The sequence below is a fragment of the Rhizobium sp. SG_E_25_P2 genome (genome assembly GCF_029892285.1).
Lineage (GTDB): Bacteria > Pseudomonadota > Alphaproteobacteria > Rhizobiales > Rhizobiaceae > Rhizobium_E.
The window spans coordinates 13,232-29,915 of the sequence record NZ_JARXVM010000006.1; the positions used below are offsets into that span (position 1 = coordinate 13,232).

General features: G+C 59.6%; 17 protein-coding genes. 11 read left to right on the forward strand and 6 right to left on the reverse strand.

All coding sequences use genetic code 11. From position 1 onward, the window contains the following. The first annotated feature begins 200 nt into the window (after positions 1 to 200). Entirely contained in the window at positions 201 to 1,184 is a 984-nt protein-coding gene (locus tag M2360_RS10190) for a TerC family protein (RefSeq protein WP_280774972.1), read from the forward strand. 121 nt (positions 1,185 to 1,305) lie between these two features. On the opposite strand, the gene M2360_RS10195 is transcribed toward M2360_RS10190, so the two are convergent. Both M2360_RS10195 and M2360_RS10200 read right to left on the reverse strand, forming a co-directional pair. Continuing rightward, positions 1,306 to 2,628: an ATP-binding protein gene (locus tag M2360_RS10195; RefSeq protein ID WP_280774974.1), complete on the reverse strand. Its 1,323-nt coding sequence runs from the start codon at positions 2,626 to 2,628 to the stop codon at positions 1,306 to 1,308. Then, positions 2,625 to 3,338 carry a response regulator transcription factor gene (locus tag M2360_RS10200; RefSeq protein ID WP_280774976.1) on the reverse strand — a complete coding sequence of 238 codons (714 nt, stop codon included), beginning with the start codon at positions 3,336 to 3,338 and terminating at the stop codon, positions 2,625 to 2,627. The genes M2360_RS10195 and M2360_RS10200 overlap by 4 nt, the downstream gene beginning before the upstream one ends. Positions 3,339 to 3,425: 87 nt before the next feature. Here M2360_RS10200 and M2360_RS10205 point away from each other — a divergent pair, with 87 nt between their 5' ends. After that, on the forward strand, positions 3,426 to 4,364 hold the full coding sequence (locus M2360_RS10205; RefSeq protein WP_280774978.1) for a phosphatase PAP2 family protein: 939 nt from the start codon (positions 3,426 to 3,428) through the stop codon (positions 4,362 to 4,364). A gap of 567 nt (positions 4,365 to 4,931) precedes the next feature. On the opposite strand, the gene M2360_RS10210 is transcribed toward M2360_RS10205, so the two are convergent. Continuing rightward, complete coding sequence (locus M2360_RS10210) at positions 4,932 to 5,387, reverse strand: Lrp/AsnC family transcriptional regulator (protein ID WP_280774980.1); 456 nt, start codon at positions 5,385 to 5,387, stop codon at positions 4,932 to 4,934. 113 nt (positions 5,388 to 5,500) lie between these two features. Here M2360_RS10210 and M2360_RS10215 point away from each other — a divergent pair, with 113 nt between their 5' ends. After that, positions 5,501 to 6,433 (forward strand): DMT family transporter, encoded by a 933-nt coding sequence (locus tag M2360_RS10215; protein ID WP_280774982.1) that lies wholly within the window; start codon positions 5,501 to 5,503, stop codon positions 6,431 to 6,433. Between the two features lie 6 nt (positions 6,434 to 6,439). Here M2360_RS10215 and M2360_RS10220 read toward each other — a convergent pair whose 3' ends face one another. Continuing rightward, complete coding sequence (locus tag M2360_RS10220; protein ID WP_280774984.1) at positions 6,440 to 7,951, reverse strand: ATP-binding protein; 1,512 nt, start codon at positions 7,949 to 7,951, stop codon at positions 6,440 to 6,442. A 164-nt stretch (positions 7,952 to 8,115) separates the two neighbouring features. Here M2360_RS10220 and M2360_RS10225 point away from each other — a divergent pair, with 164 nt between their 5' ends. The 3 genes from M2360_RS10225 (at position 8,116) to M2360_RS10235 (ending at position 10,294) form a co-directional block, all read left to right on the forward strand. Beyond that, positions 8,116 to 8,577: a hypothetical protein gene (locus M2360_RS10225; RefSeq protein ID WP_280774986.1), complete on the forward strand. Its 462-nt coding sequence runs from the start codon at positions 8,116 to 8,118 to the stop codon at positions 8,575 to 8,577. Between the two features lie 59 nt (positions 8,578 to 8,636). Next, positions 8,637 to 9,164 (forward strand): flavodoxin domain-containing protein, encoded by a 528-nt coding sequence (locus M2360_RS10230; protein WP_280774988.1) that lies wholly within the window; start codon positions 8,637 to 8,639, stop codon positions 9,162 to 9,164. A gap of 173 nt (positions 9,165 to 9,337) precedes the next feature. Continuing rightward, positions 9,338 to 10,294, forward strand: coding sequence for a flagellin (locus M2360_RS10235; RefSeq protein WP_280774990.1), 957 nt, complete (start codon positions 9,338 to 9,340; stop codon positions 10,292 to 10,294). A 14-nt stretch (positions 10,295 to 10,308) separates the two neighbouring features. Here the strand turns inward: M2360_RS10235 and M2360_RS10240 are convergent, their stop codons facing one another. Continuing rightward, positions 10,309 to 10,749 (reverse strand): hypothetical protein, encoded by a 441-nt coding sequence (locus tag M2360_RS10240; RefSeq protein WP_280774992.1) that lies wholly within the window; start codon positions 10,747 to 10,749, stop codon positions 10,309 to 10,311. Between the two features lie 86 nt (positions 10,750 to 10,835). Then, complete coding sequence (locus M2360_RS10245; RefSeq protein ID WP_280774994.1) at positions 10,836 to 12,050, reverse strand: NADP-dependent isocitrate dehydrogenase; 1,215 nt, start codon at positions 12,048 to 12,050, stop codon at positions 10,836 to 10,838. Between the two features lie 253 nt (positions 12,051 to 12,303). On the opposite strand from M2360_RS10245, the gene M2360_RS10250 reads away from it, so the two are divergent. From M2360_RS10250 to murI, 5 genes are all read left to right on the forward strand, one after another. Then, complete coding sequence (locus M2360_RS10250; RefSeq protein WP_280774996.1) at positions 12,304 to 13,311, forward strand: hypothetical protein; 1,008 nt, start codon at positions 12,304 to 12,306, stop codon at positions 13,309 to 13,311. Between the two features lie 83 nt (positions 13,312 to 13,394). After that, the gene (locus M2360_RS10255; protein ID WP_280774998.1) at positions 13,395 to 13,964 is read left to right on the forward strand and encodes a hypothetical protein; all 570 of its coding nucleotides are present in this window, start codon (positions 13,395 to 13,397) and stop codon (positions 13,962 to 13,964) included. A gap of 155 nt (positions 13,965 to 14,119) precedes the next feature. After that, positions 14,120 to 14,749 (forward strand): hypothetical protein, encoded by a 630-nt coding sequence (locus M2360_RS10260; protein ID WP_280775000.1) that lies wholly within the window; start codon positions 14,120 to 14,122, stop codon positions 14,747 to 14,749. A gap of 74 nt (positions 14,750 to 14,823) precedes the next feature. Next, positions 14,824 to 15,627, forward strand: coding sequence for an RNA methyltransferase (locus tag M2360_RS10265; RefSeq protein WP_280775002.1), 804 nt, complete (start codon positions 14,824 to 14,826; stop codon positions 15,625 to 15,627). Continuing rightward, positions 15,620 to 16,411: a glutamate racemase gene (gene murI, locus M2360_RS10270; protein WP_280775004.1), complete on the forward strand. Its 792-nt coding sequence runs from the start codon at positions 15,620 to 15,622 to the stop codon at positions 16,409 to 16,411. Before M2360_RS10265 ends, murI begins: the two co-directional genes overlap by 8 nt. Positions 16,412 to 16,684: the final 273 nt, after the last annotated feature.

Here is a 16,684-nt window from a genome sequence, read left to right on the forward strand (position 1 = left end):
GAAACCCCGGACGTTTCCGCCCGGAGTTGAGCGGCTTCTAGACGGGGATTCCGGAAAAGTCAATCAAAGGGACTTGAAAACTTTCTCGACTTGCCCCATTTGCCAATTCGCAATTGGGAGCCGGGCCCCTCTGACGCGCTTTCCGGACAGCGCGTGATGTCGGATCCTCCTAGCCAACCGCGTCCGGCTTAGGTTGACTTATGGACCTTCTACTTATCGACTTTCTCGGCAAGCCCCTGTGGATGTGGGCTGTCTTCATCGTTGTCGTGCTCGGGCTTCTCATTCTCGACCTGGGCGTACTGCATAAAGGCTCTCGTGAGATCGGCATCCGCGAGAGCCTTCTGATGTCCGCCTTCTATATCAGCATGGGCGTCGCTTTTGGCGGCTGGATCTGGTATCAATCCGGCGAACAGCCCGCACTTGAATATCTGACCGGCTTCGTGGTCGAAAAATCGCTGGCGATGGACAATATCTTCATCATCGCGATGATCTTCTCCTATTTCGCCATCCCCCGTGAATATCAGCATCGCGTGCTGCTGTGGGGCATTCTCGGCGTGATCGTGCTGCGCGGCATCATGATCGCAGCGGGCGCGGCGATCGTCGAGAACTTCCACTGGGTGCTCTATCTCTTCGCGGCCTTCCTGGTCATCACCGGGATCAAGATGCTGTTCTCGTCGGGTCATGACGAAAACGATATCGGCAATAATCCAGTGCTGAAATTCCTGCGCAAGCATCTGCCGGTGTCCGACAAACTGCATGGCGAGCGCTTCATCATCCGCGAAACCGACGCCAAGACCGGCAAGCTGAAGACGCTGATCACGCCGCTCTTCCTGGCGCTGATCATGGTGGAACTGGCCGACCTCGTCTTCGCCGTCGACTCGATCCCGGCAATCTTCGCGATCACCACCGACCCCTATATCGTCTACACCTCCAACATCTTCGCGATCCTCGGCCTGCGCGCCCTCTACTTCGCGCTTGCCGCCCTGATCCACCGCTTCGCCTATCTGAAATACGCCCTGGCTGCGGTGCTGGTGTTCGTCGGCTCCAAGATCTTCATCGCCGACATGTTCGGCCTCGCCAAGATCCCGCCCGCCGTCTCACTCAGCGTCACCGTCGCCATCCTGGCGGCCGGCATCCTCGGCTCGCTCTGGGCTACGCGCAACGAAGAGACGCATAAGGCGTAACGCGCGGACATCGAAGCTTTTGAGGCCGTCGCTGCAAAGCGGCGGCTTTTTTTGTTTCGGTGGTGACAGTCACGGGGGGGCGCTGCGTGTGTTTCGAGAGCATTTGCGCAGCAGCCTCAGGTCAACCGACTGGACCTGGAATAAAGATCTTAAAAACAAGGCCGTTCGGCGCGTTGTTCGCCAGAGATAAGGCGCCGTGATGGGCATGAACAATATCGGCGACAATCGAAAGGCCGAGCCCGAACCCGTCCTGCCCCTGCGTTCGCGCATCATCTCCCTTGAAGAAGGGCTCGAAAACCTGTGTTCTTAAATGTTCAGGAATTCCCGGTCCGTTATCAATAACCGTTATCTCGCAGCCTGTTTTGCATTCCCGTAAACAGACAATAACCTCAGTCGCAAATTTGACGCTGTTGTCGCAAAGGTTGGTGACTGCGCGCATGATGGCCAGTGGCTTGCAGTCGATGATCATCCGATTGGGACCCTCGAACCGCACTTGGTAGCCGACATCGGTGAACTCAGCGCAAGTCGTTTGCAGCAGGCTAGCAACATCCGCGCGCTGTATCGGTTCAGACGCGTAATCGTCCCTCAGATATTTCAGGACTTCGTTCAAGAGACCGTCAATGCGGATGATGTCCGATAGCAGGCCCTCGCGCACCGGTCCTTCCTCCATTCGATCGGCGCGAAGCCGCAACCGGGTCAACGGGGTTCGAAGATCGTGGCTGATGCCACGCAGCATTCGCGTCCTCGTTCCGACCATCAGCTGTATCCGGCTTCGCATCAAGTTTAGCGCATGAGCGAGCGCCACGATTTCAGCAGGTCCGCGTTCTTCAAAAATCTCCGCGCTGTTTGCGATGTCCGAATGGGTGGCGGCTTCTGATATCCGCTTGATTGGTTCCGTGATGACCCGAATGGCGAATAGAAAAAAGAACGCGATCAATACCAAGATAGCGACAGAGTAGTAGGGCGCCTCGTTCACGACCGCACTGTTCAGGATTGTATCTGGAAAGCCGGAAAGGATAAGGAGCGTGGCGCTGTCGACCTTTGCTGCGATGACTCTCTCGCCCCTCCAGAAAGTGCGCCAACCTCCCACTGGCGGGTGGGGAGTGTTGTCGGTTGGAAAGATCGAATCGATGATCAGGCTCAGTGCGCCGTCAAGTTCCGGCGGCCCGGTGAAGCTTTCGCTCACCGAAACGGGTTCCAACGAGAAACGCCAGCCGGCGGCGCGCGATGACGCGAGGATTGTTTCGCGTGCGCCCGGTGAAGCCGTTTTGAGCAGTTCAGCCACCATGTCGACGCGCGTGGCGATTTCTTCTATGTCCGGCGCAGCATCTCCGGCCCATTGCTCCAATGCTCTGCCGACAATGCCGACAACGAGCAGCGCCATCACAATGATCAGCGTGATCTGGCCTCTTATGGTGCCGGGCAGGAGTCGCTTCAGCCTCATACTTCCTCGACATTCGCCGTAAACACGTAGCCGCCAAGCCGCACAGTTTTGATGACAACGGGGTCGCGTGAATCTTGCTCGATCTTCTGCCTCAACCGACTGATGTGCACATCGATGCTGCGTTCGATCGGGCCGGCCAAACCGGCATGGGTGACGCCCAGGAGCTCCTCGCGCGTCAAAACGCGTCCCGGGTTTCGGCAAAAGGCGAGCAGGATATCGAACTCATGCGTCGTCAATCCGACTCGTGCGTTGGTCGGATCATAGAGCTGCCGTCGAATGGGATCCACGAACCACCCGTCAAAACGCAGTTGCTTTGGCCGCATATCCCTTAACGAAGGCAAGGCGGCGCGCCGCAGCAGACCGCGTATGCGCGCGATCAGCTCCCGCAAGCTGAACGGTTTCGTGACATAATCGTCGGCACCAATTTCGAGACCGATGATCCTGTCAATTTCCGCATCGGCGGCGGTCAGCATAAGGATGGGTATGTCCGTCGTAGCCCGAAGACGCCGACACAGACTGAGCCCATTTTCGCCAGGCAACATAACATCGAGGATCACGAGGTCGAAACCGGATCCCCGCATCCGCGCATCCATTGCAACGCCGTTCTGGGCGATCTCCGCGTTCATTCCACTTTCATTGAGACTATCGCGCAGCATGGCGGCTATCACCACGTCGTCTTCGACAATCAGAATTCGAGCAGCCTCCGACAAGCCCTGGCTCCCTATACCGTCCGCATCACACTTTCCGATTTCCGTAGCACGACGGCGCCGGTCTTTGGCCCGCGCGAATATTAAGATTTGTTTCAGATCTCGCCTTTTCCGGCCAGCCTGAAACAAATCTTCACACAATCAAACATTCCGCCTGTCAACGCCGTGGCAGAAAAAGAGGCCTCGAAAGCGCCCTCTTCAATCCAGCCCCTGGCAAAATTTCGTGAAGGCCAGGACCTTTTTAAGCGGATGTTCCCAGTGCAAAATTCATCTTCGGTCTCGAAGGACGACGGTCAACTGTCATTCAAGAAGATTTCTTATATCCGGCGCCTCAACGAAACAGTTCGCCGACATTGGAACCCTGTGAGCGTTTATGTCTCCTTGAATCCGCTGGCTGCGCTGGGAATCGTGATCCTGCTCTGCAGCATGCTGTTCGTCATGTTTCCACAAATCGACATGGGCGTTTCGAGGTTCTCCACCTTCGGAACGCGGTTTTATCTGTCTGAAAATCCACTACTGCTGTGGATCCGCGACGCTAACCGCATGCTTCCCTACATTGTATTGCCCATCATGATCGTCCTGCTCGCGGCGCGACCACTTCATAGTTCCCTTCGTTCGATGACAAGACGCGCCTTGTTCGTCGTATTGAGCTATGTTCTGGGATCGGCGATCACGGTTCAGGTGTTCAAGAACTTCTTCTCCCGGGCCAGACCTCGAGATGTGATTGAGTTTGGCGGGACCTTGGAGTTTACGCCGGCATGGCAATTCGCATCGGTGTGCGAGCGCAATTGTTCGTTCCTGTCCGGGGAAGCAGCATCGGCAGCCGCATTTCTCGCTATCCTGGTGTTCGTGTCCCGCCCCTACCGAATGGTCGTCGCAGCGCCGTTGGTTCCGCTGTCGATAATCGTCGCTCTGAACCGTGTCGCTTTTGGCGCCCATTTCCTGTCCGACGCCGTGCTCGGATGGCTGATCGTACTATGGCTTATGCTTTGGCTCTACCGAAAAATGGGGCTCGATCCTGCCCCGTGAGGGCGGCAAGCCTGTCTTGCGGTGCTCCGAAGCCTTCCAGAAGTCTCGTCAGCAAACATCTTCCGCCCTTGGCGGAAGTCGAAATGCCCGCCCGTCAAGACATTTTGCCAGTCGCGGGCATAGCATACACACCCGCATCTCAGGTCGGGAGGAAGCTATTGTGGACCAACATTCAGCACGACGCAAACCAGACCGAAGAGGGCAGGAGGAAAGCAAACGCGATCACATGCAGGAAACAGGCAAAACCCCAGTTGCATCGCTGTCGGAATTTCGGGAAATACCGACCGCTTCAGCGCATTCCGACCAGGGGCGCGAAGAGAGACCTTCGTGGAGAAGACGGTTGCTTGCCGGATTTTTGTTCGGACTGAGCATGATTGCGAGCGTCTATTTTCAGCCGCTCGCGCAACGGATACTTGAGTAGATCTCGCGCCGGCCGCCGGCCATGTTGCTGGGCGTCACCGTCGCCATCCTCGCCGCCGGCATTCTCGGCTCGCTCTGGGCGACGCGCAACGAAGAGACGCATAAGGCGTAACGGAACGGTTTCACACCAAACTGATCAGGCTGTCGCTATAATGGCGGCAGCCTTTTTCTTATGGACTTTCCCTTTACAACGGCCGTGCTGGTAACGGCATGATCAGATAAGCCTTCCAACACGTCATCGAGCTCCTCGACCGACCGCACCACCAGACGCGCCAGAAACGGATCGTCGCCTGTGACCTTGTCGCATTCGATGAAATGCGGTTCCTCCTGGATGAGTCTTTCGACCAGATGCAGCTTTCCCGGCAGAGGCCGGATGCGCACCAGCGCCTGGATCTGATAGCCGAGCGCGCGCGCATCCACGTCAATGGTGAAATTCCGGATGACCCCGCTCTCCTGCAGGTGACGGACCCGTTCGGCAACACTCGGCGCCGACATGCCCACCGCGCGCGCAAGTTCGCTCATGGGAAGCCGTCCCTCCCGATCCAATAGGTCGATGATCCTCCGATCGACATCATCCGGCCGAAAACTTTCATTCGTAGGCATTTTAGCGGCTTCCCCTCATCCTATTCGACGATTCCGCAACTCATCCTTCGATCATCGATATAATTCACCAAAATCTCCTTTCATAATATCGGCTCGATTGAAAGGAGACATTCATGTTGCTTGGCGTGCTCGCGGGTCTCGCCACCTGCGCCCTTTGGGGGCTGACATTCATCGCGCCCCGCGCGGTCGAGCCATTTACCGTGTGGGACCTTACCATAGCCCGCTATCTGGTGTTTGGCGCAGCCTCCGGGCTCCTGCTGGCTTCGCCGAGATTTCGGCCACAAGGTCTTAGTTTTGCCCAGAAGGCGATAGGCCTCTGTCTCGGCGGAGTGGGCTATATCGGATATTTCCTGAGCGCGTCTTTTGCTGTGAAAAGCGCGGGCGCCACGCTGCCGCCGCTGATTATCGGAACGATGCCAGTGATCCTGGCTCTAATCGGCAATGCGGGTGAAAGATCCATCGCGTGGACACATCTCGCCTTGCCTCTGGCGCTAATCGCGTTGGGAATTGTCGTCGTCAACGCCGACATCACATCTCACGTTGCGTCGGAGGACTCCACGACATCCGGCGCAGGATTGGCTTGGGCCCTGTTATCCCTGGCGATCTGGGTCGCATACGGACTGGTGAACTCGCGCATTCTGAGGGGCCCGGCGCCGCCGGACATTCTCGTCTGGACCGGCCTGCAGGGGCTTGGGGCAGGCCTTGGAGCGCTTGCCTTTGTGCCGATGTCGTCCTTGTTTGCGCCGCAGCTCATTTCAGGGGCAGACCCGGCGCCCCTTCTCGTCTGGGCGCTCGTTATGGGACTGGCAGGTTCATGGCTTGCGACCTGGTTCTGGGCCATCGCGTCAACGCGCTTGCCGCTCACCTTCGCCGCGCAACTGATTGTCGCCGAAACGATCTTCGGGCTTCTCTACGGTTTTGTGTGGGAAAGCCGTTTTCCAACAACATTGGAAGCTGCGGGGATTGCGCTCCAAGTTGCAGGCGTCAGCCTGACGCTTGCCCGGCTCGGCCGCGCCAGCAAACTACAGGCGCGATGTGCAACCTAGAGCGCCCTACTCCGCCGCCGAACGGCTGTCCGTCTCAAGGTGATCAGCATTGCCCGGCGCCGTCTCAGCGTCGAGATCCGGGAAGGCGGCGATGCGGGCGCCCAGACGGTCCTGATGCAACACGATCAGGCCCTGTTCCTCGAAGTAAGAGAGAAGTCGGCGGGCGCGGCGGGCGGAATGGGTGCCATAGGCGCGCGCGATCGCCTGATCGGACGGACAGGGCTGGCCGGTGATGGCGGCGTTGGCGATCAGCAGGAACACCGCCTTCAGATCGTCGGTCACGTTGCGCGAAAGATCAAGCGCCTTGGTCCAGGTTTCGCTGGAGCGGGTCTCCTCGTCGACGCCGGAGCGAATGATCGCCAGCCTTTGGCGGAATTCCGGCAGCGCCACAGTGGCGCCGGTCAGGCGCCGGATGCGGCAGCGGACGAGGAATTCCTGAAACAATTCGGCGTCGGGCCGGAAGGCGGAATCGCCCTGGCTCAGCACATCCTCGAGCGCCGCCTGCACCAGTTGCTCGCGCTCTTCCTCGGTGAGCTCGACGCGCTTTGGCCTCGCCTCGCGCATCTCCACCGGCTCAATGTCGCGCGCCTTGGAGAGTTCGGCGAGAATATCGGTCGACGGCCGCGGCGCCGGCTGCACATAGCGCGGGATCGGCCGCGTCAATTCCTGCGGATCGGGCGTCAGGATAAGATCGGCGGCGTCGACATTGGCTTCGGGCAGCGGCATCAGCTTGGGGCTGGAGGAGCGCGCTGACGTCTCTACCTTGCCAATCTCGACCTTCAACGGCTTGCGGCTGAGCGCAGGGCCGAGCGCCACGAAATTGCCGCGCGGCAGGTCGCGGAACATTTCCGCCTGACGGCGTTCAAGCCCGAGAAGATCGGAGGCGCGGGCCATGTCGATGTCGAGAAAGGTGCGGCCCATCAGGAAGTTGGAGGCTTCGGCAGCGACGTTCTTGGCGAGTTTCGCCAGGCGCTGGGTGGCTATGACGCCGGCCAGTCCGCGCTTGCGGCCGCGGCACATCAGATTGGTCATGGCGCCGAGCGACAGGCGACGAACCTCGTCATTGACTTCGCCGGCGGCGGCGGGGGCGAAAAGCTGGGCTTCGTCGACCACGACCAGCACCGGATACCAAAAGTCGCGATCGGCGTCGAACATGCCGTTCAGGAAGATGGCGGCGTTGCGCATCTGGTCTTCGGCGTCTAGACCTTCGAGAGAGAGGACGCAGGAAACGCGATGCTGGCGCACGCGGGCGGCAATGCCGAGCAGTTCGGCCTCAGTGCGGTCGCCCTCGATGGCGACATGGCCGTAGCGGTCGCCGAGGGTGACGAAATCGCCTTCGGGATCGATGATGACCTGCTGCACCCAGCCGGCCGATTGTTCGAGCAGTCGGCGCAGAAGATGCGATTTTCCTGAACCGGAATTGCCCTGAACCAGAAGGCGGGTCGCCAGCAATTCCTCAAGGTCGAGCGTCGCGCGCGTGCCGCCCACGCCGGTTCCCATGTCGATGCCTGCCGTCATGCCAATCCTCGTCGTCCGCCAATCCCTCTCCTAGCAACGATTCTGACCGGCGGGCAATCAAATCGATCTTCCCCACAGATTTTGCGCATGCTTCAATGGCCATTCTGGAAACCGATCGGAAAAGTTTGGCTGCTATCACAGCAGACCAACCGGATATCCCCGCCATGACCAAATCTCTCGAGCTCTTTTATCGACCCGGACTGCTGATCGTCTGGCTGTTGCTGCTCTTGGGAGGGTTTACGGTGATCGGCGCGCAGGCGCTCCAATCGCTCCGGCTGGGCGCGACGCCCATCGCCTCCCTCCTGCTTTTGATGTTCACGGCTGTGGGCATTCTCTATATCCTTCGTCGCCTGCTGACCCCGTCAAAACCAGCATTGGTCGCCGATATCGCGGGGATCTCTTACCGGGGCGGCGCGAACCGGATTGAATGGCGCGACGTCAGGGAATTCACCGTCCGTCGGGAGATGATGATCACCTATCTCCGCCTTCGCTATGCTGCGTCTGGTCAACCCGGCAAGATGCGAAGCGTCGACCTCTGCCTGTCGGGGCTGAGCCTCCCTCCTGAGGACATCGCCATTCAACTGCGCGCCTTGAAGGAAAATAGCGCCGCGCCGACGCCTGCTTGATCCTGCACAAAGCGCGCGCCGCGTGACGAGCGCAGTCTGCCTCAAACGGAGGACGCGCCATGAAACTGATGATCATCTACGCCACGATCGAGGGGCAGACCCGCAAGATCGCCGAACGCATCGCCGCGCATGCCGAGGAAAAGGGCCATGCCGCCGCGTTGATGAATGTCAACGCCGCCCAGGAATTCGGGCTGGAGAAGCCCGACGCCGTGATTCTTGCCGCACCCATCCATGCGGCGCGCTATCCGACGCCTTTCGTCGATTTCGTCCATCGCGAGAAGGACTGGCTCAACGCCCTGCCCTCGGCTTTCGTATCGGTGACGCTGTCGATTGATAGCGAGCATGACGACGAGCGCGCGGCGGCGGCCAATTTCCCCGAAGCGCTCAAGGCCGAAACAGGCTGGCGGCCCAAAGCGGTTCACAACGCGGCCGGCGCTCTGCGCTTCACCGAATATGATTTCTTCAAGCGCTGGATGATGCGCCGCATCGCCGAGGCCGAAGGCGCTCCCACCGATCGCGGCGACGTGGAATTCACTGACTGGCGGCTGCTTGACGATTTCGTCGACGCCTTTCTCGACCTCGCCTGAGGGGTCCATCGGCAACAGGGCGCTTCATGGAGAGCGCCCGTAAACCCGGCGTTAAGCATAGGCGTTTACGGTTGGTTTGCCATAGTTCTTCACGAGTTCATGACGAGTTCGAGTGTGTTCGAGGAACGTGGCCAGGCATTTGTATCGTCCATGTATTGAGTTCGGAAGTTGCCGTGACAAGTATCAACACCAACGCCAGCGCGATTGCCGCTGTCGACATCCTGCGCGCGCAGGGCACCCAGGTGCTCAACGCGCAACAGGAGGTCGCGACGGGCTATCGGGTCAAGGATGCGAGCGACAACGCCGCATACTGGTCCATCGCGACCCAGATGAAATCCGACAACAAGGCCTTGTCGGCTGCCGAGGATTCTCTCGCCTTTGGCGCTGCGGCCGTCGATGTCGCCTATACCGGGCTCAACCAGGCGATCGACGTCATCAGGGATATACGCAACAAACTGCTCACAGCGCTGGGGGCAGGCGCCGAAATCAACAAGATCAACGACGAAATCCAGGAGTTGCGGACGCAATTGCGCACCGTCGCCGAGCAATCCTCCTTCAATGGCGAGAATTGGCTGGTGCGCGACGACGCGAGCGACGACAAGGACCGCGAGCTGGTCGGCTCCTTCCAGCGCGCCTCCAATGGCTCGGTGGAGGTCAAGATCCTGCGCTATTCCATGTCCAACGCGCTCGGAACCAATCACTTGATCGATGAAGACAGTCAACTCGGCATTCTGACCAATCCGGGCTATGCCGCAGCGATCGGCGCCGGCACGGACTGGGTCATGCTAAACGGGACCAATGACCCTAACGCCCATACCGAATTCGCCGTCAGCCAAGCGACCACGGATGTCGACATCACCGAAATGATGGAGGTGGCAGACAATATGCTCGAAGCGATGATCGACGCCTCCTCCAATCTCGGCGCGCTTAACAAGCGCATCGAAATGCAGAACGATTTCGTCAAGGATCTGCAGGATACCCAGGATCGCGGCGTGGGACGCATGGTCGACAGCGACCTCAATCTCGCCTCCTCGCGCCTCAGGGCCGTGGAAGCGCAGCGCAGCCTAACGATCTCGGCCTTGTCCATCGCCAATTCGCAGCCGCTGACGACGTTGAGGCTGCTGCAATAGCAACTCTCGCGCCGTCAGGTTTCCGGCGGCAGCGCATCGCGCCAGGCGCCGGCGGTTCTGCCGGCCATCCGCCAGTAGATCAGCCCCCAGACTATTCCACTCACGACATAGATCAGCGCCACGACACCAAGCAGGTCCTCGCCACTCGCCTTGCCATATTGAATGCCGGCGATCGAGGCCAGGAGACCGAGCGCGAGGCCCGAGACGAGGTAGTATCGCGCGCCCCGGAAAGACCGCCATTCGGCGACGAGAACGATCAGGCAAATCGGGATGAATTGCCCACCTGCCACGAACAGGGCTCCGAGAAGCATCATGGGGCTGAAAATGCCCAACAATGCTCTAGGTTCTTGAGAGCCCTCGAGTACATTCAATCCCGTCAGCAAGAAATAACCGCACGAGAACGCCGCCAGACAGGCGAAATAATGCGCCATCAGAATCACCATCACGCGCGCCATGCGGCAGATCCATTCCCATCTCAGCTAAGGAAAAGGCCCGACGTCGATTGACGCCGGGCCCGCTCATTTCAACAAAGTCTATGACCTCAGGCGGCCATGGCCTTCTGCAGGTTCTCGTCGATCTTGTCGAGGAAGCCGGTGGTGGAGAGCCAGGGCTGATCCGGACCGATCAGCAGCGCCAGATCCTTGGTCATGAAGCCGGCTTCGACGGTGGCGACGCAAACCTTTTCGAGCGTGTCGCAGAACTTGGCGAGTTCGGCGTTGTCGTCGAGCTTGGCGCGATGGGCGAGGCCGCGGGTCCAGGCGAAGATCGAGGCGATCGAGTTGGTCGAGGTTTCCTGACCCTTCTGGTGCTGGCGGTAGTGACGGGTCACGGTGCCGTGGGCGGCTTCGGCTTCGACGGTCTTGCCATCGGGGCTCAGCAGAACCGAGGTCATCAGACCGAGCGAGCCAAAGCCCTGCGCCACGATGTCCGACTGCACGTCGCCGTCATAGTTCTTGCAGGCCCAGACATAACCGCCGGACCACTTCAGCGCGGACGCCACCATGTCGTCGATCAGGCGGTGCTCATAGGTGATCTTCAGTTCGTCGAACTGCGCCTTGAACTCGTTCTGATAGACTTCCTCGAAGATATCCTTGAAGCGGCCGTCATAGGCCTTCAGGATGGTGTTCTTGGTCGACAGGTAGACCGGCCACTTGCGCATCAGGCCATAGTTCAGCGAAGCGCGGGCGAAATCGCGGATCGAATCGTCAAGATTGTACATCGCCATGGCGACGCCGGCGCCCGGAGCGTCGAACACTTCCTTCTCGATCACCTGGCCGTCTTCGCCGACGAACTTGATGGTCAGCTTGCCCTTGCCGGGGAATTTGAAATCGGTGGCGCGATACTGGTCGCCGAAAGCGTGACGGCCGACGACGATCGGCTGCGTCCAGCCCGGAACCAGGCGCGGCACATTCTTGCAGATGATCGGCTCGCGGAAGATCACGCCGCCGAGAATGTTGCGGATCGTGCCGTTCGGGCTCTTCCACATCTGCTTGAGGTTGAATTCCTTGACGCGGGCTTCGTCGGGCGTGATCGTCGCGCATTTGATGCCGACGCCATACTTGTTGATGGCGTTTGCGGCGTCGACCGTCACCTGGTCGTTGGTGGCGTCGCGGTTTTCGACCGAGAGGTCAAAGTAATCGATATCGAGATCAAGATAGGGATGGATCAGCTTGTCCTTGATAAGCTGCCAGATGATGCGAGTCATCTCATCGCCGTCGAGATCGGCGACTGGATTGGCTACCTTGATCTTCTTCATGAATTCGTCCTCTTGGTGTCATCGCCGGGGGCAGCCGGCGACGTTCGGCTGTGAATGCAAATGCCTATAACACCCGCCGCGCGCGAGGCAAACAGGAAGCGCCGAATTCGACGAAATTCCTACGCCCTTTAACGGGGCCATCCGAAACCAGTCAGGGCGCCTTGAACTATGAATAGCGGCCCGCCCCGTTGACCCCCGCCCGTCGCTCTGCTTCGAATCTGATGAAAACTGGATGTCTCGAAGGGGGAAAACCATGTTCAAAGTCATACTCGCCGCCCTACTCGTCGGCGCAGCTTCGCCGGCTTTTGCCGTCGACGTCACCGGCCCCGTCCGCGAACTGATGAAGGCCGCAACGATCAACTGGTCGGAGGAAGGCGGCGACGAGGACTATACCAGCGAAGACCGCATGAGCAGGCTCTATGCGCCAAGCATGGCGAGCGTCATCGAGGAGGCTGTCGGCCACGCGTCGCGGCAGAACAAGGACACCGTGCTGGGCTACGACATGCTCACCGGCTCCAATGACGGCTGCCCCTTGAAAGGTCTGAAAATCACGCAGAAGAAGCCGGAAGTGGATTTCATCCCGGTCTTTGTCGAATTCAAGCCTTTCACCTGCCTCAAGGGCAATCCCAAGCAGAATATGCTGATGCAGGTGCTGTTCATGATGGGCGAGTATGACGGCGTCTACAAAATCGACGAGATCTTCCGCACGGTAAAGGGCAACGAAGTCATCTCCGTCAGCGACGAATTCAACGCGGTGACAACCGCCGCCGTCTTTACGCCGAAAAAGGCGTCAGCCGGTCCGAAGGAATTGCTCGAAGCGGCGGCCGGCTCCTCGGAGGATATTGCGGCGACGAAGAAGCCTGACGAGCAGGATTCCGACTATTTCAGCGAAAAGCGTCTTGCGCGCTTGTACACACAGAGTTTCGTCAATGCCTACCGCGCCGCCTGGACCAAACAGGAGGCCGGCGAGAATGGCGGCTACCTGCTCGGCGCCGACCCGATCGTGGGCGGTCAGGACAGTTGCCCGTTCAAGGACCTGACGGTCGAGACGATGGATCCGCATTTCATCTATGTGTATGTCGTTGCCCGGTTTCGCGCCTCCTATTGCTTCGGCAACCCCGGCGACGACAAGCGGGTGACCACGGTGAATTTCGTGACGATCCTGGAAGACGGGGTGTTCAAGATCGACGACATCGTGCATCTCGACGGCGACAAGGTGATCTCGTCGGTAAAGGGCGACCTGACCGAACTGGCGAAGTAAACATTTGGCGATGTGCGACGCGGCGCCGGCAGGGGCCGCCACTCGATCGACGTCCATCCCGCGCTGTAACTGGAGGCGACACCATGCTGAAACTTTTGATCGCGGCGATGATGCTGGCCGCCCCGCTTTCCGCTCTGGCCGAGACAACCTCCGCGTCATCGGACAAGGCCATCATCGGACCCCGAGAATTGATGTGGGCGGCGAGCAGCGCGGACGACGCGACGACGCCCGAGCAGAAGGCCGCTGCAGCTGACGATAACTATTTCAGCAAGAGCCGTCTGAAGCGCCTCTACACCAAGAGCTTCACCCGCCTCTATCGCTCTGCGTCCCAAACTTATGCGGCGCGCGCATTTGAGGAGCCGATGTTTGATTGGGACGTGGTTCTCGGCGGGCAGGACGGCTGCGATCCCAAGGATGTTTCCTTCGAGACGAAGAAACAGGACGCGTCCCATATCCTCGTCGATGCCAGTTATCGGATGATGTGGTGTTTCGACGGCAGCGACGAGGCCGCCAGGGCGCAGGTGTCGCGCGTGCGCTTCGTCACAACTCTGGAAGACGGCGCTTACAAGATCGACGACATCCAGCATCTGGCCGGCGACAAGGTCGAGGCCAGCGTGAGAGAGGTGCTGGATTATTGGGAGACGCAGCAGTAGGCCGATACGCCCACCGATCCCAAATTGGCCGCAGTCTCCAGCCAGAATCACGATAGAAGCGTGAGGCATTCATTGCGGGTCACGACCCGGCATTGGAGCCCAATATTCTGCAGCAGAGGCTCGTCTCTCGCCGCCAACCCTTCGGGATGATCGCCATGTCTGTGAGAAAAGTCGCCTGCGCCCTGTTTCTGCTGTTTCCACTGGCGACATCCGCCCTTGCCCAGACCGCCGCTGATCCCGTCAAAAACTTGATGGATCTGGCCGAGGGACTGTGGAGCGACGATCCCAAGGTCCAAGGGCAGGACTATTTCGACGCCTCGCGGCTCGACACGCTCTACAGCAAGCGTTTTGCCCACGCCTATCGCGCGGCGGCGAAGTTTCCGATCTATGACGACGCCAGCGGTCCTTTCGGCTATGACGTGATCACCAACGGCCAGGACGGCTGCCCGCTCAAGGATGTGGCGATCGCGCCCGGCACAGACGCCAATGGCGTGACCGACGTCACGGTCACCTTCAAGCTGTGGACCTGCGTCGATGACGGCTCGGTCGACAAGAACAGCGTCAACGAAGTGCATTTCTCGATGATCACCGAGAACGGCAAGCCCGTGATCGACGACATCAGGCGCAAGGATGACGAGGGCAAGCTCGATTCGCTGATGACGGAAATGCTCGATATCGCCAAGAATGGACAGGATGTCGGCCCCGAAGCGCCGCAGCCGGACGAAAGCCAGACAACCCCACCCGCCAACGACAAGCCGAAAATCATTCTCAGCCAGCCCGAATAACGCGAAGGTTGGAAAGCGCATGACTCGCTTGCGGAAACGCGCTATTCGCCTGAGAAATTTCCCAGGTTACAGGCATGTCCGGCACAAATTCTGAACTCGAACTCCTCACGGGCGGCCCGGTGGTCGTGCTCGTCGAACCGCAACTCGGCGAAAACATCGGCATGGTCGCCCGCGCCATGGCCAATTTCGGCCTGTCCGAATTGCGGCTGGTCAATCCGCGCGACGGCTGGCCGAGTGAGAAGGCGCGCGCCGCCGCCTCCAAGGCCGATCACGTCATCGACGCCGTTCAGGTGTTCGACACGCTGGAAGAGGCGATCGCCGACCTCAACTTCGTCTACGCCACCACCGCCCGCATGCGCGACGGCTTCAAGCCGGTCCGCTCGCCCATCGTCGCCTCAAAGACGCTCAGGGCGAAATATGACGCCGGCGAAAAGGTCGGCGTGCTCTATGGGCGAGAAAAATCCGGACTATCCAATGAGGAAGTCGCGCTGGCCGACGAAGTCGTCACCTTCCCAGTCAATCCCGCCTTCGCCTCGCTCAACATCGCCCAGGCCGTGTTGCTGATGTCTTACGAGTGGATGAAGACGCGGATGGCAAGCGAGGACGAGACGCTGTTTACGGCGGTCGAGCAGACGCCCGCCACCAAGGAAGAATTGTTCGGCTTCCACGAACATATCGAGGAGGCGCTGGATTCGCGCGGATATTTCCGCCCCGCCGCCAAAAAGCCGAGAATGGTGGAGAATCTCCGCGCCGTGTGGTCCCGCCGCGCTTTGACATCGGAAGAGATCAAGGTGCTCAGGGGCGTGGTATCCTCTCTCGACCGGTTCAGCCGCAAGAAACCGCGCGGCGCCGGCAAACCGGACGACAGCGATGACTGAACTGGACAGGCCGATCCTTGTTTTCGACTCCGGCATCGGCGGTCTGACCGTGCTCAGGGAACTGCGGGTGCTGATGCCTGAGCGCAATTTCATCTATGTCGCCGATGACGCGGGCTTTCCCTATGGTGGCTGGGGTGAACCGGAGTTGAAGGCGCGGCTTCTCGATTTGTTCAAGAACATTATCGCTGAATACAAGCCCGAAATCTCCGTGATCGCCTGCAACACCGCCTTTACGCTAGCCGGCGCGGACCTGCGCGCCGCCTTCCCCGACCATACATTTGTCGGCACCGTGCCGGCCATCAAGCCTGCGGCCGAACGCACGCGTTCCGGTCTTGTCTCGGTGCTCGCCACGCCCGGCACGGTGAAGCGCGCCTATACACGCGATCTCATCCAGTCCTTCGCCAGCCAATGCGATGTGCGCCTGGTCGGCTCCGAGCATCTCGCCCGGATGGCCGAGGCTTATATTCGCGGCGAGACGCTCGATCCCGAGGCGGTCACAGCCGAGATCAGCCACTGCTTCCAGGAGAAGGAGGGCCGCAAGACGGATATCGTGGTGCTCGCCTGCACCCATTACCCCTTCATGGCCAATCTCTTCCGCAAGCTGGCGCCCTGGCCGGTGGATTGGCTCGATCCAGCAGAGGCGATCGCGCGGCAGGCGCGGCGGCTGGTTCCGGTGTTGCATCACCTGCATCCTGACACCCATCATGATCGCGCCGTGTTCACCTCCGGAAAACTAGATTTTTCCACCCGTCGCCTGCTGCAAGGCTTCGGTCTCGCTGTTTGACGGCCTGTGGCGCCCAGGCAACATCGGCGCCTCTTTTGCGCAATTGCCGATTGCGCCCGCTTGCCAGATTCAAAAAGCCGTGAGACAGTCTCGGCAGGTCAACACCAGCGCAGGAGGGCGTGATGAATAGATTTTCTGTCGTGCATTACGCATTCGCTGGTTTCGTGCGCTCAGGCATGATGAATAAACGACCGTCGTTTTTCTGCGCCCTTTGAGGCCGGATTCCAGCATTTCCCTAACTTAAATCCATTTCGGCGCTTCGCAACGCCGCAT

What these genes read in the sequence shown, in the direction of transcription:
- M2360_RS10190 (WP_280774972.1), top strand. Translation starts at nt 201, where the DNA reads ATGGACCTTCTACTTATCGACTTTCTCGGCAAGCCCCTGTGGATGTGG.
- M2360_RS10195 (WP_280774974.1), bottom strand. Translation starts at nt 2,628, where the DNA reads ATGAGGCTGAAGCGACTCCTGCCCGGCACCATAAGAGGCCAGATCACG.
- M2360_RS10210 (WP_280774980.1), bottom strand. Translation starts at nt 5,387, where the DNA reads ATGCCTACGAATGAAAGTTTTCGGCCGGATGATGTCGATCGGAGGATC.
- M2360_RS10215 (WP_280774982.1), top strand. Translation starts at nt 5,501, where the DNA reads ATGTTGCTTGGCGTGCTCGCGGGTCTCGCCACCTGCGCCCTTTGGGGG.
- M2360_RS10220 (WP_280774984.1), bottom strand. Translation starts at nt 7,951, where the DNA reads ATGACGGCAGGCATCGACATGGGAACCGGCGTGGGCGGCACGCGCGCG.
- M2360_RS10225 (WP_280774986.1), top strand. Translation starts at nt 8,116, where the DNA reads ATGACCAAATCTCTCGAGCTCTTTTATCGACCCGGACTGCTGATCGTC.
- M2360_RS10230 (WP_280774988.1), top strand. Translation starts at nt 8,637, where the DNA reads ATGAAACTGATGATCATCTACGCCACGATCGAGGGGCAGACCCGCAAG.
- M2360_RS10240 (WP_280774992.1), bottom strand. Translation starts at nt 10,749, where the DNA reads ATGGCGCGCGTGATGGTGATTCTGATGGCGCATTATTTCGCCTGTCTG.
- M2360_RS10245 (WP_280774994.1), bottom strand. Translation starts at nt 12,050, where the DNA reads ATGAAGAAGATCAAGGTAGCCAATCCAGTCGCCGATCTCGACGGCGAT.
- M2360_RS10250 (WP_280774996.1), top strand. Translation starts at nt 12,304, where the DNA reads ATGTTCAAAGTCATACTCGCCGCCCTACTCGTCGGCGCAGCTTCGCCG.
- M2360_RS10255 (WP_280774998.1), top strand. Translation starts at nt 13,395, where the DNA reads ATGCTGAAACTTTTGATCGCGGCGATGATGCTGGCCGCCCCGCTTTCC.
- M2360_RS10260 (WP_280775000.1), top strand. Translation starts at nt 14,120, where the DNA reads ATGTCTGTGAGAAAAGTCGCCTGCGCCCTGTTTCTGCTGTTTCCACTG.
- M2360_RS10265 (WP_280775002.1), top strand. Translation starts at nt 14,824, where the DNA reads ATGTCCGGCACAAATTCTGAACTCGAACTCCTCACGGGCGGCCCGGTG.
- murI (WP_280775004.1), top strand. Translation starts at nt 15,620, where the DNA reads ATGACTGAACTGGACAGGCCGATCCTTGTTTTCGACTCCGGCATCGGC.